Here is a 16275-nt window from a genome sequence, read left to right on the forward strand (position 1 = left end):
GGAATGGTTATGAAAAAGTTTCTAGCTGTTGGTGTATTTACTCTTTTGATAAGTACGGCATGCACTAATTTAAATGATAAAAGTAATGTCAGTGCAAAACAGACCGCGCTGATCAGTGACAAGCTGATTACTAGCCCAAATGATGACCGTGATTATCTGACAATGACTTTAGATAACGGTATTGAAGTTATTTTGGTTTCAGACTCAAGTATTGAAAAATCTGCCGCTGCGCTCAGTGTGGGTGTAGGTATGTTACAAGACCCAATGATGCAACAAGGTATGGCGCATTATTTGGAGCACATGTTATTTTTGGGAACTGAGCGTTTCCCTCAAACCAATGGTTACTCTGATTTTATGAGTGAAAATGGTGGTGCGCATAATGCTTACACTTGGCTTGATATCACGAACTACATGTTTAAAGTTAATAATGATGCTTATGATGAGGCATTAGAGCGTTTTTCGGACTTCTTTAAGGCACCTAAGCTTTATCCCGAGTACGCAGATAAAGAACGAAATGCGGTTAATGCCGAATGGTCTATGCGCAAAGAGTCAGATTATTCAGGGCAGTATAAGCTAGCGCGAAACATGCTAGGAGAGCACCCAGCGAACCGATTTATCATTGGTAATACGCAAACGCTTAGTGATAAAAAAGACAGTAACCTACACAAAGAAACCGTCGATTTTTATAACCGCTACTACAGCGCTAACATAATGAAAGTAGCCATGATCTCAAATGAATCTTTGGCTGAAATGGCAAGTAAGGCAAATAAACATTTTTCAACAATAAAAAATAAAAACATTGCGAAGCCTGAAGTTAATACAAAAATAGACTTTACAAAATTAGCTAAAAAGCGTGTTCACTATAAATCTAATGAAGATGTAAAACAGTTAAAAATTGACTTTACGATAGAGAATAACCAAGACCAATTTGCAGTTAAACCAAATTACTTTATCACCTATTTGATTAGTAATGAAATGCAGGGAAGTCCCGCTCAAGTATTAAAAAAGCAGGGTTTAATATCTCAACTTGCCGCTTATTCATCTGTTGATGTTTATGGTAATTACGGCACTTTGCTAGTAGATATTGAACTGACCGATAAAGGGATGGAAAACCGCGAAACAGTGGTTGCGACAGTAATGCAATATATTAATTTGATTAAACGTGAAGGAATAGATAGTAAATATTTTGATGAAATCAGAACCTCGCTTAATAATCAGTTCCTTTTCTTAGAAAAAGGTGATGAATTTAGATATGTGAGTAATTTATCCGGTAGTATGCAAGACTACCCAATTAATCACGCAATTAATGCACCTTACTATTATGCAAAATTTGATAAAGAAGCAATTGAACGTGTTTTAGAACAACTGACTAGCGAACATTTGCGCGTCTGGTATATCAGTAAAGATGAACCAACAGACAGTGCTCTGCATTTTTATGATGGACAATATAAGATAACTGATATTACCGAACAGGAAATAGAAAGTTGGAAAATACCCAGTCAATTTGCACTTGAACTTCCGAGTGTAAATAAATTACTACCAGAGCAATTTGCAATAAAAACGACACCAGAGCAAGCGAACAAGGGGGTTCAAAAAGTATTTGATGAGCCTGGTCTTACTATTTGGCATGCGCCAAGTGAGCGGTTTATGCACCAACCAAAAGGCAACTTAGATATATACATTAACTCACCAGAGCCGATGACAAATATCAAAGCGGATGTTGCATTGTCTGTTTGGTCTGATTTGTTCGCTATTGCGCAAAGCAGGCTTCAGACTGAAGCAAATGTAGCGGGTATGTCACTAAGACTATCTCAAAACATTGGTCTGGTTTTAAATGTGTCAGGGTTTACGGATAAACAACCACAATTACTTTCTCAAGCAATGCAAAATTTGAAATTGTCAGTGACTCAAGAAGAGTTCGAGCAGGCATTAGACAGGTATCGTCGTTCAATCATAAACCAAGGGCAACAGCGCCCAATGAACCAAGTGTTTGGAAAATACAGCAGCCTAGTTAAATCTGGGAGTTATGATCCCAATCTGTTGCTCAAAACCGCACAAAACTTGTCGTTGAATGAATTTAACATTATCCAAAACCAGTTATTAAAGCAAAATCAAGTTAGAGTGTTTGGTTTTGGCAATTATAGTCAAAGTGATTTAGAAGCGGTTGCAAAAGTTATTAAGCAAGCTCTACCTAATAGATTGCATGTTACCGAGTACACTAAAGTTAAGTATTGGCAGCCTAAAGAAGGCGAAACGTTTGTGTGGCAAGAAGATATTGATTTGGCAGATGTAGCACTGATAGATGTTTTGGTCCACCCTAAACCTGGGTTTATACAAAAAGCTGCTGCAAGGGTATTGGTAAGGCATTTACGCAATCATATTTTTGATACTTTACGTACACAAGAGCAGTTGGCATATATGGTAGGAGCTACGTCAGCGAGCATAGACGAATATTCTGCGTTAGCAATTTATATACAGACACCCGTGAAAGATGTTCAGAGTATGCAACAGCGTTTTGATAGCTATAAAAAGGAATATGGCAAAGTACTTGCGGATCTTGATAATGAAACATTTTTACAGTTAAAAAATGCCAGCATAGTGTCATTGAAAGAAACCCCTAAAAACTTAAGTGACGAAATATCGCCACTGATAAATGACTGGTATAAAGAAAACTTTGATTATGACTCTAAGGATAAACTTGTTGCAGCGCTTGAAGAAGTGACTTTAGCGGATGTGAAAGCTTATTATCAACAAACGATGCTAAATGACAACGCATCTCGGCTGAATGTTCAAATGCGTGGACACAAGTTTAAAAATAAACCTTTTGCGCAGTTACCAAATCAAACTAAATTGTCATCTATCGAAGATTTTTATCGACGTATTGCTTATCAGCATTAAGCAACAAACCAGCATGCGCTTGTGAGCACATGCTGGTTTTTAAAAAAGGTCTAAAGCATGAATATATTACACACAAAAAGGCTTGTTGTTCGTAAAGCAACGATGGAAGATGTTGACTTTATTTTAGCCTTACTAAATCAGCGTAGTTTTATAGATAACATTGCTGATAAACAAGTTCACACTTTGGAAGATGCACAAAACTATATTCAGGGTGCATTTTTAGATGCTTATGAGTTAGGGGATAAGGCACCCTATATTGTTACTTTACAAGAAGGCACAGCCATAGGGGTTGCAGGGTTTTATCAAAGACCTATTTTCGATTTACCTGATCTTGGCTACGCATTTATCGACCAATACACAGGTTACGGCTACGCAAAAGAAGCTTGCTTGGCATTGCTTGAGTTTGCGAAATATAAACTAAACATTGAAGCTATTCTGGCGATTACTTCTGCTACAAACCAGCCTAGCATCAAACTATTACTTGGACTTGGGTTGAAGTTTCAATCTAAAGTTGTGCTTGATAAGTCGATGGAAGAGTCTAATTTGTATCGGCTGGACTTTTAGTTAATAGGGTTAGTTTTGTGGCAATCTGGTTTGCCAAATTTAGCCAAGATGTTTGCAGTGCGTTGACAAGCGCTGAAAACCCATTACTGCTAAGTTCTGTTGAGAGAGTAAACATATGGTGAGTTAATAACTTGTTTCCTTCACTTGTCTGCTCATATATATACCATCGGCCACTTATCACAGTCCCTACTTCATCATGTCCTGCAAAGTCATTTACCTCAACGCTTAGTAACAAAGCTGAGTTATTTGAAGATGGTACTTTGCTACTCGTTACTTGCCATTGAATTAACTGGTTTTGCAAAGCTTGCTGCAGGGTTTTATCGAGCATATAGTTTGGATTTTCAGCCCAAAAATGGTTCTGTGCAATGGATACTTTGTTTTTGTCCAAAAGCTGTACAATACCCTGCTGGTCGCTCACTCCAACAACCTTGACCTGATTTACTTTCAGAACCCGGCTGTTACTAGTGAATGAATCGTTTTTTAGTTCACTAGGCTGAAACTCAAAACTGTAGTAATTCTTTTTACTTTTGTTAGGTGTACTACAAGCACATAGCAAAATAACGACTAAAGCAATCCCAATTAAACGCATTTATTTTTTCCTAGGTTCAGGGTCATTTATCGTTGGTTTGTTAAAAATAAGCATATTAGGTTGTTCATTTAAGCCTTTAGCAAAGGGTTTTAAAGTATTAGATAAGTTTTCCAATTCTTCAAGGGTATCGGTTAGTTGTTCAACCATAGTGGAGTCTTGTTGGTAATGCGTTAGCGTTTGTTCAAATTGCTTTAAGCTAGATGTTAATTGTGTAAGCGTTGTGCTTATATTATCTAAATTTTCGTTTACTTTAATTGCTGTACCATTTTGGTTAAAAGAGCCAATTAATTGATTCATTTCCATTGCTGTTTTCCTATATTCTTTTAACGTTCCATCAAGTTGTGTCAATGTGTTATCTAAAGGCAGATCGTTAAACTTATTCAACAGCTTAGTAACCTGCTCAGAAAGTGCCGTAAAACCACTAGATACACTTGGTAGTGTTGGGTAGAGCGACGTTGTCATAGCGTTTATTTTTGGTGCATCAGGGTAGAAATCTAACTCTATATACACCGCACCTGTTAACATATTGCCACTTTTTAGTGATGCTCTCAATCCATTTCTAATCCATTGTTCTATATTTTTTTGCCAATAAGCTTTGGCTAAGTCACTTTTCTCAAAAAGGCGGCCGTATTCGATACGTATCAATACCGGAATAGAGGTGTTGCCTTGTTGAAAATATAGTGGTTGGCCATCGCGTTGTAGTTGTGCCGGAGCTTGCTCAACGGTGCCAATGCGCATACCTCTATATTCGACCGGTGCGCCAGGGCTGAGCCCACGAATAGATTGCTCAAACTCAATAAGGTAAAAATCAAAATCATCAAATCGCTGCTCTAGGGCAGTGGAAAAGTTTTTATGCAGCGTAAAACTAGATTGGCCAATAGCAATATCAGAAGGCGCTTGATTTGGCGGGTAATCGATAGATATTCCGCCTTTAATAAGCTTAGACAAACTACCTGTAGAGACGTCTATTCCTTGTGTAGATAAGTTCACTGACACACCAGATGCAACCCAAAAGATCATATTTTGGGTTATAAGCTGATCATAAGGGGAGAAAACAAAGACTCCGTATTCCATGGCTAGGTTATTTATATTGAAATTGGTAGACTCTATTTGACCTACCTTAAAGTTGCGAAAGTATATGCCTGTACCAATCTCTAATACCTCAGCATTTTTTGCTTTTAGCTTATAACGTTTACCATCAATATCAGCACCAATTAATGCAGGCTCGTCTTGAAGCGTGAACAGCGAAGACTGCACCTGACTTGTTCCAGGTTCTAGTTCAAGGTAAACACCTGATAACAAGGTACTCATTCCAGAGATACCTGATTCATCAATCCGAGGTTTTACGACCCATATTTTGGCATCTTCAGTTAGAAGGGGTTCGTATATATTATCAATTTGAACTTTTGCGATAACGGCACTTTGGTCAATTTGCAACCGAAGTGACTGAACTAAACCGATTTTGACACTGCGAACCATAACTTGAGTTTTGCCAGCAACAATACCATCAGCATTCGACATTTTGACAAATATAGTATGGCCTTTGTTGATTTGATGTTGGTATAACATCCAAAGAGTAACGCACAAGGCAATAATGGGTATAAACCAGATGAGAGAAAACTTAGGCTTATTTTCTATGTGAGCATATTCATTCATGGTTATTAAATTTATCCCATAAGATTCTTGGATCAAAACTATGTACGGCCATCAATTGACACAGTACCATTATAGCGAAAAACGCGATGCCAATATGTGGCTCAACTGATAATATGCCACCAAGTTGGACGAGTGAAACGAGTATGATCACGACAAATACATCAATCATTGACCATTTACCCATAAACTCCAGCCAGCGATATAAAATACTAGCGCGCTTGGGGTTAGTACACTTTTTGGTCTCCATGATTAAATAAAAAAGTGCCAATGCTTTTAGAATAGGAATACAAATGCTGGCGGCAAAAATGATGATTGCGATAGGGTATGACTCATCTTGCCATAAAATAACGATGCCAGAGAATATGGTCGCAAAGGTATTTTGACCGAGGTTAATTGTATTCATAATAGGTAAAAAGTTTGCAGGCACCATTAGCACTAATGCCGTCATCATCCAAGCCATGGCACGGGCGTTGGCTTGTGGGTTTCGATAGTACGTTTTCGCATAGCAACGAGGGCAGTGTTGCTCTGAGGTAAGCTGTCTACACACATGGCATTGTTTAAGTGATTGCGATTTGGCACTGTGCCCGCACATCAGTGGTTTAGGCTCAAATTGCGCTTGTTGGCGTTGCCAAAGTTCGTTTTCATCTATCAATGTTAGTAATTCAATAAAGCAAAACACAAATAACACGTAGGACCAAAACCCAAGGCCGAGTGTTAATTCAGCATAAGCCATCAATTTAAAAGCACTGACTAAAACAGCAACAAGAAAAATGTCGGCTAAATTGAGTGGTGTAATGTAGCTTAGTAGCTTCGAGATTTTGCGTGCATTATGTGGATTTAACTTAGTCCAAATATCACTTTGAGTGATTAACACCATCGTACATACCAATAGTGGCATAATTAAGATTGTAAATATGAATACGCTGGCTAATACGGAGTTATAATTGCTTCCCAATAAAAGAAAGGCATCCCACAGGCTGATTTCTTGTTTTAATCCGTGTTGACTAAATGATATAAACGAGGGATATAGACTAGAGAATAAAAATAGCAAAGATGCGATGCTAAAGGCACTGATCCATTGTTGTTGGTTGTTCCTACAACTTAATAATTGGGCACGGCAATAAGGGCATATCGCCCGCTGTTGTTGGCCAATATGACCGACATTGATTAGTTTGTCGCATTGTTTACATGCCAGTATCACTTGGTAATCACATAAAACATAAAGTTGTGGTGTTACGTTAGTGTGCTGTAATTATTAGGCCAGTGCAAATGTCAATTTACGAAAGATGTTTAAAACCATAAGCTATGCACAGCTGCAATAGGTAGATATAGGCAATAAACTTCATTAAGCTGTGCTTAATTTAAGCGTGTTATAGTGGCTAGTCTAAAATCTACTTTGGAAGGACTGAATGAATCGTAACATACTTTTGTTTATAAGTTGCTTATGTTTTACAAGTTTGAGTGGTGCTAAATCTTGGTCACAAGATCAAGTGGTGGTTGCTGCCAGTGCATATTTGCCCCCATATGTTATTCCTGATGATAATACGGGTATACAAATGGAAATTCTAAAACAAGCATTCAAGCAACAGGGCATTAGCAATATTGTGGTTCGTTACATGTCAAATAAAAGAGCTGAACTTGAATTGAAAAATGGTAATGTTGATGTTGCACTTAACTTACCAAGCAGTTCACCAGAACATATTTATCAAAGCGACAGTTTGCTCAGCTATCAAAACGTCGCCATTTCTTTAGCGTCTAAAAATTACATAATAGAAACCATAAAAGGTTTAAGCGGTAAAAATGTTTTAGCATTCCAAAATGCAGCTGGGTTTTTAGATGCCCCTTTTGAAGAGGCTAAACAGGCATTTAGCTCATACAATGAGGTCGTAAATCAAGAAGCTCAAGTACAGCATTTGATGAAAAATTGGGTTGATGTCATTATCTTAGAAAGACGAATCTTTCTTTATTATTTAAATCAATATGAGAAGAGTAACCCTGTTTTTCCTTATCAAATACACCCTATATTTTCGCAAGCGCCAAGGCCTGCTTTTTTTAACAATGAGAAGCTAAAAAACTTGTTCAATAAAGGGCTTGCAAGTCTAGTAAAAAGTGGTCAATACCGTACCATCATGATTTATAATGGTACGGATTACAGTAATTTAGATATACATAAGTTTTAAAGAGTTGACAACATAGCCAACTCAAGTTAGTCAAACAATGCGACTGTTTGGCGTGTTAAGGCAAGCAGCTGGCCATTACTACTCCAAATAGTGCCGTCCTCTAAACCGTAGCCATCTTTACAGTGATGAGTAATGGCTTCAAAACCAAGCCATTGGTCAGCTGCAAGATTTGGTGCTTGAACAAATTCTAAATACCAAGACATGCTGCTTGCAGGTGCTGGTTGCTGGAACATTTGTAGTAAAGTTGGCGGCCAAGCATCGGTCAGCGCGATAATATGTGCTTCGTGCATTTGCTGTTGAGACTCTTTGAATCGCATCCAGCCACCTAAATGTGAAGAGTCAGCTCCTGTAAATGGCATATTACCTTGTTGTGGGCATAAAGCGACATGTTGGAAAAACTCGGGCATAACCCCTTTTTGATAAGGCAATATGTGTTTTTCATTAACAGGGGCTAGTGTTATCTCCTTTGAAACATCAACGCGTATGTTTGAATTGCGATTGGCACCAAAGCATGCTTGTGCTATCACGCATATCTGCTGATTTTGTATCACCTTTGCCATTACTTGGCTGCTATTTTTACCTTCACGCAATATTTCCACTTCAATACTAAAATCGCACTCAGATAAAAGTGGGCCAACAAAGTTAGTGCTTAAAGAAAGCAATCGGCGCTCGTTGCTAATATGCGGCCTAATTGCCTGATAAATAAGTGCAGCAGATAAGCCGCCGAATGCGGTTCGGCCTTGACACCAACTGGCAGGGAACTGCATGACGCCTTTGCCAAGCTTTGTGGCTTGCATTAATAATTGTTCAAAATGCATTAGAACCTCTTAAAATTTATTGTGCATATTGAATTAGGTTATAGCATAGCTCGTGAGGTCAGACCAGTGTGGTAATTAATACACTTAGCTTAAATATTGGCTTTTTGGTTAAAAATGGCTCAAACAAGCTTAAAAGTAAAAAAACAAATTTTTTTTACTTTTAAGCTTGAATTCGATTTTGTTGCCCCTATCTACAATGCATCTAACAGAACAACGAATTTTGAAGTCGGAGAAGATTCATGGGTAAAATTATTGGAATCGATTTAGGTACTACTAACTCTTGTGTAGCAGTACTTGATGGTGATAAAGCGCGCGTTATCGAAAATGCAGAGGGTGATCGTACAACCCCTTCAATTATTGCATTTACAGCTGAAGGTGAAACACTTGTTGGTCAACCAGCTAAGCGCCAAGCGGTAACAAATCCGCAAAACACGGTATACGCAATTAAACGTTTGATTGGTCGTCGCTTTGAAGACGAAGAAGTACAACGTGATATCGGTATTATGCCTTTTAAAATTGTTAAGGCTGATAACGGTGATGCGTGGGTTGAAGTGCGTGGCGAAAAACGTGCAGCACCACAAATATCAGCAGAAGTACTGAAAAAGATGAAAAAAACAGCGGAAGACTTCTTAGGTGAAGAAGTGACTGAAGCTGTAATTACAGTACCTGCATATTTTAACGATTCACAGCGTCAAGCAACAAAAGATGCTGGCCGTATCGCTGGTTTAGAAGTTAAACGTATCATCAATGAGCCTACCGCTGCAGCACTTGCTTACGGTATGGATAAAAAGCAAGGTGATAACGTAGTAGCAGTATATGATTTAGGTGGTGGTACATTCGATATCTCTATCATCGAAATTGATGAAGTTGAAGGCGAGCACACATTTGAAGTATTAGCGACGAATGGTGATACACACTTAGGTGGTGAGGACTTTGATAACCGAGTTATTAATTACCTTGTTGCAGAATTCAAAAAAGATCAAGGTATTGACCTTAAGACTGACCCGCTAGCAATGCAGCGTGTTAAAGAAGCCGCTGAAAAAGCGAAGATTGAACTATCTTCTGCACAGCACACTGAGGTTAACTTACCTTATGTAACAGCTGATGCTTCTGGTCCTAAGCATATGAACGTTAAATTGACTCGTGCTAAGCTTGAATCATTAGTTGAAGATTTAGTAACTCAATCAATTGAGCCACTAAAACGTGCACTGGCTGATGCAGATTTATCTGTAGGCGATGTTAATGACATCATTTTAGTGGGTGGCCAAACACGTATGCCACTAGTACAAAAAACGGTTGCAGAGTTCTTTGGTAAAGAACCTCGTAAAGATGTTAACCCAGATGAAGCAGTGGCTGTTGGTGCTGCAGTTCAAGGTGGCGTACTTGCAGGTGATGTGAAAGACGTATTGTTACTAGACGTATGTCCACTGTCATTAGGTATTGAGACAATGGGTCAAGTGATGACTGCATTGATTGAGAAAAACACCACGATTCCTACTAAGAAATCGCAAACTTTCTCAACCGCTGAAGATAATCAGGCTGCAGTAACAATTCACGTACTACAGGGTGAGCGTAAGCGCTCTAGCGATAACAAGTCTCTTGGTCAATTTAACCTGGAAGGTATTCGCCCTGCACAACGTGGTGCACCACAAATTGAAGTAACTTTTGATGTAGATGCTGATGGTATCTTACATGTATCTGCAAAAGATAAAGATACAGGTAAAGAGCAGAAAATCACGATTCAAGCCTCTTCAGGTCTCAGTGATGATGAAGTAGAGAAAATGGTACGTGATGCTGAAGCAAATGCTGAAGACGATAAAAAGTTTGAAGAATTAGTTTCTTCACGTAACCAAGCTGATGCTATGGTTCACGGTACGCGTAAGCAAGTTGAAGAAGCTGGTGACGACTTACCAAGTGAAGATAAAGAAGCAATTGAAGCTGCATTAACTGAACTTGAAACTGCTATCAAAGGCGAAAGTAAAGAAGAGATAGATGTTAAAGTGCAGGCACTTGCTGAAAAGTCACAAAAGCTAATGGAAATTGCTCAGGCTAAGGCTCAACCAGGCCAAGCAGCTCCAGAAGGCGGTGCACAACAAAGTTCAGCTAAGCAAGACGATGACGTTGTTGATGCTGAGTTTGAAGAAGTTAAAGACGACAAGTAATTGTTGACTTGTAAGGGCGCGCTGGCGATTTTCGCTTGACGCGCCCTTAGTGTATGTAAATTTAGGCTATTTTTAGCCGCCTTGGTGAGTGTAAGCTCACCATCGAACTAGAGTAATGTGATAACTATGTCAAAACGTGATTATTACGAAGTACTAGGCGTTAGCAAAGATGCCAGCGAACGTGACATAAAAAAAGCGTATAAACGCTTGGCGATGAAGTACCACCCAGACCGTACAGCCGGTGATGCCGAATTAGAAACAAAGTTTAAAGAAGTAAAAGAAGCTTACGAAGTACTAACTGATAGCCAAAAGCGTCAGATGTATGACCAATACGGGCATGCAGCCTTTGATCAAAATGGCGGTGGCCAAGGCGGCTTCGGTGGCGGTCAAGGTGACTTTGGCGACATTTTTGGTGACGTATTCGGTGATATTTTTGGTGGTGGGGGTGGCCGTCGTCAGTCTCGTCAGCAGCGCGGTGCAGATCTTCGTTACAATATGGATTTGTCGCTTGAAGAAGCGGTACGCGGTAAGAATGCTGAAATTAAAGTGCCTACGTGGGTTAGTTGTAGCCCATGCGATGGCAGTGGTGCAAAAGCCGGCTCTAAGCCAAAAACATGTACAACATGTCATGGTGCGGGCCAAGTGCAAATGCGTCAAGGCTTCTTTGCTGTGCAGCAAACTTGTCCAACGTGTCAGGGAACGGGTTCAATCATCTCAGACCCATGTAATAAGTGTCATGGTCAAGGCCGTGTAGAAAAAACCAAAACATTGTCTGTTAAAATTCCAGCTGGCGTCGATACAGGCGATCGAATTCGCTTATCAGGTGAAGGTGAAGCGGGTATGCATGGTGCACCTGCCGGTGATCTATATGTACAGGTTTCTGTGCGTGAACACCCAATCTTTGTGCGTGATGGTAATAATTTGTACTGCGAAGTGCCTATTAGTTTTAGCACTGCGGCACTAGGTGGTGAAATTGAAGTACCTACTTTAGATGGCCGAGCAAACCTTAAGATCCCTGCAGAAAGTCAAACAGGTAAAATGTTCCGTATGCGTGGTAAAGGCGTTAAGTCAGTACGCAGCGGCGCTGTGGGAGACTTGATCTGTAAGGTAGTAATTGAAACACCGGTTAACTTAAACGATCGTCAAAAAGAGTTACTAAAAGAGTTTGAAGAGAGCATGGGAGGTGAAAATAGTAATAACCGCCCTAAAGCACAAGGCTTTTTTGATGGTGTTAAAAAGTTCTTTGACGACTTAACCAAATAACGATAAAACACTCATCGTATAAAAAGCGGCGCATTTAAATTGCGCCGTTTTTGTTTATAATACGTTAGTTTAGTAGTGATAGAGTTATTTGATTATTTTGACTCATCACATAAAGCCGTGTTTATAACCTGATAGCCCATACTTAGAATCACACGTAGGTTGCCACTGTAGATTTTATATCATTTTCATGAAATTGAGCGCGTTAGCGTCATTATTACTACCATCATAAAAAGCCACGCATGTTTATTATGATGGATGCCTCTTTGTTTTCATGCAATATTACACTGTTTTAATATATAAAATTTTTATGCTTATCTAACTTTATAAGTAAGGGAAAATTATGACGCCAGCAATAAAAATGCTTGAAAAATATAAAATCAAATATGAAATTTTGAAGTTTGAGCATGACCCTCACGATCAAAGCTTTGCTAACGAAGCGGCAGAAAAGTTGAATTTACAAGCTGAGCAGGTTTTTAAAACGTTATTAGTAGATGTTGATGGGGTATTACACGTTGCAGTGCTGCCCGCTACACGGCAAGTTGATTTAAAAGCGTTTGCTAAAGCTTGCAAAGGTAAAAAAGCGATGTTGGCAGATACAAAAAAAGCACAAAATACGACCGGGTATTTGATTGGTGGCATCAGCCCTTTTGCGCAAAAAAAGTGTTTAAATACCTTATTGCACAGTGATGCTAAACGGTTTGAGACAATTTATGTGAGTGCAGGTAAGCGTGGGCTTGAGGTGGCCGTAGCACCTAGTGTGATCAACAAGCTATGCAATGCAAAGTTGGGGGATTTTTGAGCGCCATAGATGTGGGTTGTGTTAGCGCTTCTTTTAATATCAGTTACCCGCGTAAAACAGGTAACTGCTTAATCTAGTTCGTATTATAACAGTTTAATTGGTGAGGCTTGTAAGTGTTAATCTTGACAGGCACCTTTTGTACAGCCCCAAACACCTTCACTTATGTTGCACTGCCTATAATTTGTTATCTGTATATACTTGCCGCCTGCAACATGGGGTGTTTGAGCCGGTGGTAATGGTGATTTATTTGTTAGGTTTTTTAATTTTTTAAATTTTATTTTCATTTTTAATTTCCTTTTATATTCACATTGAATATAAAACATACAGCACTGATATTTGCATTGCAATATTTTAAAATTCATATTTTTGGATTAATTCTTAGGTTCTAACAGCATAAAATTTGAGGCAGTTTCTGAACCACTCTTTAGCACAATTAAACAGGGGTCGTGTATTTAGCCCCTAATTTAATTTTTTCGCTGAAGGTAATAAGTCAATAGCATGTTTATTATAGGTTTTATTTCAAAGTGAAACATACCAGTGCTTACTAATTACGCGTCAAGCCCTGTTGCTACTTTTAGGTAAACTCTTCGATAAGTTATAGCATAATCATTGATAAATTATTCATAAAAAGTATGTTTTTTATGCTTGCTGGCTTGACCTCTGACCAATGTGTTCTAGCTTTAATTGTTACTAATTTGTAATAATTGGAGTATATATATGAAACAACATGTTTTGGCGGCCTTGGTTGGCTTATTTACGTTATTTTCACAGGCGACATACTGCAATGAGCGTCTTGAGTATCCCGTGGTTTTGGTGCATGGCCTATTTGGTTTTGACAATCTATTGGGGGTCGATTATTTCTATCGTGTACCATCAGTGATACAAGACGAAGGGGCAGTTGTATATGTCGCAGAAGTATCATCGGCACATAATTCTGAATTACGTGGGGAGCAGCTACTTGAGCAAGTTGCACTCATACGCGCAATAACGGGCAAAGACAAAGTCAATTTGATTGGTCACAGCCAAGGCGCACAAACTATACGGTATGTTGCATCAATTCAGCCACAATGGGTAGCTTCAGCAACCAGTGTGGGTGGTGTGAATTGGGGTAGTCGCTTTGCTGATGTGGTTAGAGGTGGGGTTGATAGTGGGTCCTTCTCTGAGGCTTTTTTGGCGTCATTAGCCAATGGTCTAGCGGGTTTAATAGACTTACTTTCAGGTAAAGCAACGGCACCAAAAGATGCGCTTGAAGCACTTGCGGCTCTTACAACTGAGGGGTCGTTGGCGTTTAATCAAAAATATCCAGAAGGGATACCTGCAACTTACTGTGGTCAAACCAATGCCTTGGCGGATAACGGTGTTTACTACTTTTCATGGAGTGGTAGTAAAGCATGGACTAATATGTTTGATCCAGCGGACAGTGCCTTATTACTTTTCTCTCAGGTTTTTAATGAGGCAAATGATGGCTTAGTATCAGCGTGTTCAAGCAACTTAGGTCAGGTTATAGGGAATAACTTTAAAATGAACCATTTAGATCAAGTGAACCAAACTATTGGCATACATCACTTGTTTGAAACCGACCCACTGACTTTGTACCGTCAACATATTCGTAGATTAAAAGGTTTGAATTTATGAAAAACTGGGGTCTTGCGTTTGTAATATTGAGCTTATGTATATTTGTTTTTTACGGACAATATTATCAAGGTAAAAACAAACAGGAACAGGCGCTAGCACAACGCAATGCTGAACCTTATTCAAATGTACTGTACGAGCATGAGACCCCAAAAATTAGCGAAATTAAAGTTAAACCTTGGCTCACAATTGAGCGTTGTAGCCCAGTTGTTTTAGATGATAAATTTATTATAGATGATTGGCTATTGGCTTTACAAAATAGAGCAAAGCAAAACCAATGGCGTGAATATTTATCACAACTTAATACCTGCTTACATCATTATGTTCAAAGTTATATGGACTATAAACGCGCACTGCAAGAAGTAGATGATAACCTAAATATATTTGAACGAAATACGCTGTTAAAAGCATTACAGCTAGAATACTTTTCGCCACAAACGATTGCTCTTTGGTTTGAAGAAGAAAATCAATGGAACGAACAAGCATTACAGCGCTGGCGTATTTTAGCTGATAGACGTTTAAGTGAGCAGCATCAACAACAGCTTATTGAACAACATATTAGTCAATTACCTGAGCAAGAAAGGCAGCTCATCCAGTCAAGCTCACGATTGCATCAACTTGCTAAGAATTGGCAACAACAAGATTTTAATCAACTCAGTTCACAGTATGGCGAAGCAGCTACGCAAAGGATTATTGAATTACAAAAGAAAACAAGGCAATGGCAAAGTAAACTAACCAAATTTAAAAAATTACGAGCTAAAATAGCAGCTAAAGCGCTTACATCAGCACACAAAGTCAGTGCTATTGAGAAATTAAAGAACACTCTTTTTGACGTCAATGAGCAAAAACGTTTGTCGGTTGCGCTAACGGAACTTGAAAATAGCCATTAATTATAAAATAAACGTTAAACCCAGCGCTAAACAAAACTTGTGGTTATATTATAGTCACTGATTAGACTAATTAATTGCTCGATATTGAAAAACTTCTTCTAATGGTAATCCAAACACAGATGCTATTTTAAAAGCAACTTCTAAGGAGGGGGAGTATTTATTTGCTTCAATAGCCATAACGGTTTGCCGAGTAACACCAATGGCTTCGGCTAACTGCTTTTGAGTCATTTCATTTTGTAAAAACCGTAATGTGCGAATAGAATTGGTTATTGCATATTCACTCATAGATATTACCTGTTCTGCCTTTATATAGTTGTGCTGCGTAATATGTTATTTCTCCAATTAAAAATGAGGCGACTAAGACATGCATTGGTAGATAAGGTATGTTGTACTCAATAGCAGGGCCCCATCCGTTCGCTTCAATTTGATACTGGAAAATAGCAATACAAATACCTGTTTGTAATATATACGCTTTGTATTTGTAACCAATTAAGTCTATTTGCTTTTCTCGAACATCGAGTGGTTGTTTTAATTCGTTATCACTAATAAATGCAAGTAATAAATAACTTAAAATCATCAGTACCACAGAGTAAGTCAACACCTCCAATAGTAGCCCTGATAACCAAGAGACTGAGGCAAGTTGCTCAGTAGTCGCATTCAGTAAACTGTGTACATAAATATACGAAATATAAACGCTGACGAATAAGTCAATACTGAGCGTAAGTTCCCTAAAACTTATGCTTTGTAATAGTTCTTTAAACTGCTGTGAGCGAGTCATTTATAATTAACCTCAGGTAAAATATTTTTGACACCACGAAGCCTAA

Annotated in this window: 15 protein-coding genes; 8 read left to right on the forward strand and 7 right to left on the reverse strand. The window is 38.7% G+C overall.

Annotated elements, in window-relative coordinates; genetic code table 11:
* The first annotated feature begins 9 nt into the window (after positions 1 to 9).
* Positions 10 to 2898, forward strand: a complete 2889-nt coding sequence (locus tag SANK73390_RS03450; protein WP_462763565.1) for an insulinase family protein — start codon at positions 10 to 12, stop codon at positions 2896 to 2898.
* A gap of 57 nt (positions 2899 to 2955) precedes the next feature.
* Positions 2956 to 3462, forward strand: coding sequence for a GNAT family N-acetyltransferase (locus SANK73390_RS03455; protein ID WP_462763567.1), 507 nt, complete (start codon positions 2956 to 2958; stop codon positions 3460 to 3462).
* Here the strand turns inward: SANK73390_RS03455 and SANK73390_RS03460 are convergent.
* Genes SANK73390_RS03460 through SANK73390_RS03470 form a run of 3 tightly spaced genes read right to left on the reverse strand, consistent with a single transcriptional unit; the run spans position 3437 to position 6908 of the window.
* A complete protein-coding gene (locus tag SANK73390_RS03460; protein WP_462763570.1) occupies positions 3437 to 4051 on the reverse strand; it encodes a PqiC family protein in 615 nt (204 codons plus the stop codon). The genes SANK73390_RS03455 and SANK73390_RS03460 overlap by 26 nt on opposite strands.
* Entirely contained in the window at positions 4052 to 5707 is a 1656-nt protein-coding gene (gene pqiB / locus SANK73390_RS03465; RefSeq protein ID WP_462763572.1) for an intermembrane transport protein PqiB, read from the reverse strand. It lies immediately after the preceding gene.
* On the reverse strand, positions 5700 to 6908 hold the full coding sequence (locus tag SANK73390_RS03470) for a PqiA/YebS family transporter subunit (protein ID WP_462763575.1): 1209 nt from the start codon (positions 6906 to 6908) through the stop codon (positions 5700 to 5702). Before SANK73390_RS03470 ends, pqiB begins: the two co-directional genes overlap by 8 nt.
* A gap of 208 nt (positions 6909 to 7116) precedes the next feature.
* On the opposite strand from SANK73390_RS03470, the gene SANK73390_RS03475 reads away from it, so the two are divergent.
* Complete coding sequence (locus SANK73390_RS03475; RefSeq protein ID WP_462763577.1) at positions 7117 to 7887, forward strand: substrate-binding periplasmic protein; 771 nt, start codon at positions 7117 to 7119, stop codon at positions 7885 to 7887.
* Positions 7888 to 7913: 26 nt separating this feature from the next.
* On the opposite strand, the gene SANK73390_RS03480 is transcribed toward SANK73390_RS03475, so the two are convergent.
* Complete coding sequence (locus SANK73390_RS03480; protein WP_462763579.1) at positions 7914 to 8705, reverse strand: thioesterase family protein; 792 nt, start codon at positions 8703 to 8705, stop codon at positions 7914 to 7916.
* 239 nt (positions 8706 to 8944) lie between these two features.
* On the opposite strand from SANK73390_RS03480, the gene dnaK reads away from it, so the two are divergent.
* The 3 genes from dnaK (at position 8945) to ybaK (ending at position 12929) form a co-directional block, all read left to right on the forward strand.
* Positions 8945 to 10867 carry a molecular chaperone DnaK gene (gene dnaK, locus SANK73390_RS03485; protein WP_462763581.1) on the forward strand — a complete coding sequence of 641 codons (1923 nt, stop codon included), beginning with the start codon at positions 8945 to 8947 and terminating at the stop codon, positions 10865 to 10867.
* A 126-nt stretch (positions 10868 to 10993) separates the two neighbouring features.
* The gene (gene dnaJ / locus SANK73390_RS03490; RefSeq protein WP_462763584.1) at positions 10994 to 12130 is read left to right on the forward strand and encodes a molecular chaperone DnaJ; all 1137 of its coding nucleotides are present in this window, start codon (positions 10994 to 10996) and stop codon (positions 12128 to 12130) included.
* A 340-nt stretch (positions 12131 to 12470) separates the two neighbouring features.
* Entirely contained in the window at positions 12471 to 12929 is a 459-nt protein-coding gene (gene ybaK / locus SANK73390_RS03495) for a Cys-tRNA(Pro) deacylase (RefSeq protein WP_462763586.1), read from the forward strand.
* 116 nt (positions 12930 to 13045) lie between these two features.
* Here the strand turns inward: ybaK and SANK73390_RS03500 are convergent, their stop codons facing one another.
* Complete coding sequence (locus SANK73390_RS03500) at positions 13046 to 13213, reverse strand: hypothetical protein (protein WP_462763588.1); 168 nt, start codon at positions 13211 to 13213, stop codon at positions 13046 to 13048.
* A 433-nt stretch (positions 13214 to 13646) separates the two neighbouring features.
* On the opposite strand from SANK73390_RS03500, the gene SANK73390_RS03505 reads away from it, so the two are divergent.
* A complete protein-coding gene (locus SANK73390_RS03505; protein ID WP_462763591.1) occupies positions 13647 to 14564 on the forward strand; it encodes an esterase/lipase family protein in 918 nt (305 codons plus the stop codon).
* Positions 14561 to 15451 (forward strand): lipase chaperone, encoded by an 891-nt coding sequence (locus SANK73390_RS03510; protein WP_462763594.1) that lies wholly within the window; start codon positions 14561 to 14563, stop codon positions 15449 to 15451. The genes SANK73390_RS03505 and SANK73390_RS03510 overlap by 4 nt, the downstream gene beginning before the upstream one ends.
* A 66-nt stretch (positions 15452 to 15517) precedes the next feature.
* Here the strand turns inward: SANK73390_RS03510 and SANK73390_RS03515 are convergent, their stop codons facing one another.
* A complete protein-coding gene (locus SANK73390_RS03515) occupies positions 15518 to 15736 on the reverse strand; it encodes a helix-turn-helix transcriptional regulator (RefSeq protein WP_462763597.1) in 219 nt (72 codons plus the stop codon).
* Positions 15729 to 16229 carry a hypothetical protein gene (locus tag SANK73390_RS03520; RefSeq protein WP_462763600.1) on the reverse strand — a complete coding sequence of 167 codons (501 nt, stop codon included), beginning with the start codon at positions 16227 to 16229 and terminating at the stop codon, positions 15729 to 15731. The genes SANK73390_RS03515 and SANK73390_RS03520 overlap by 8 nt, the downstream gene beginning before the upstream one ends.
* Positions 16230 to 16275: the final 46 nt, after the last annotated feature.

Source organism: Pseudoalteromonas sp. SANK 73390 (assembly GCF_054966645.1).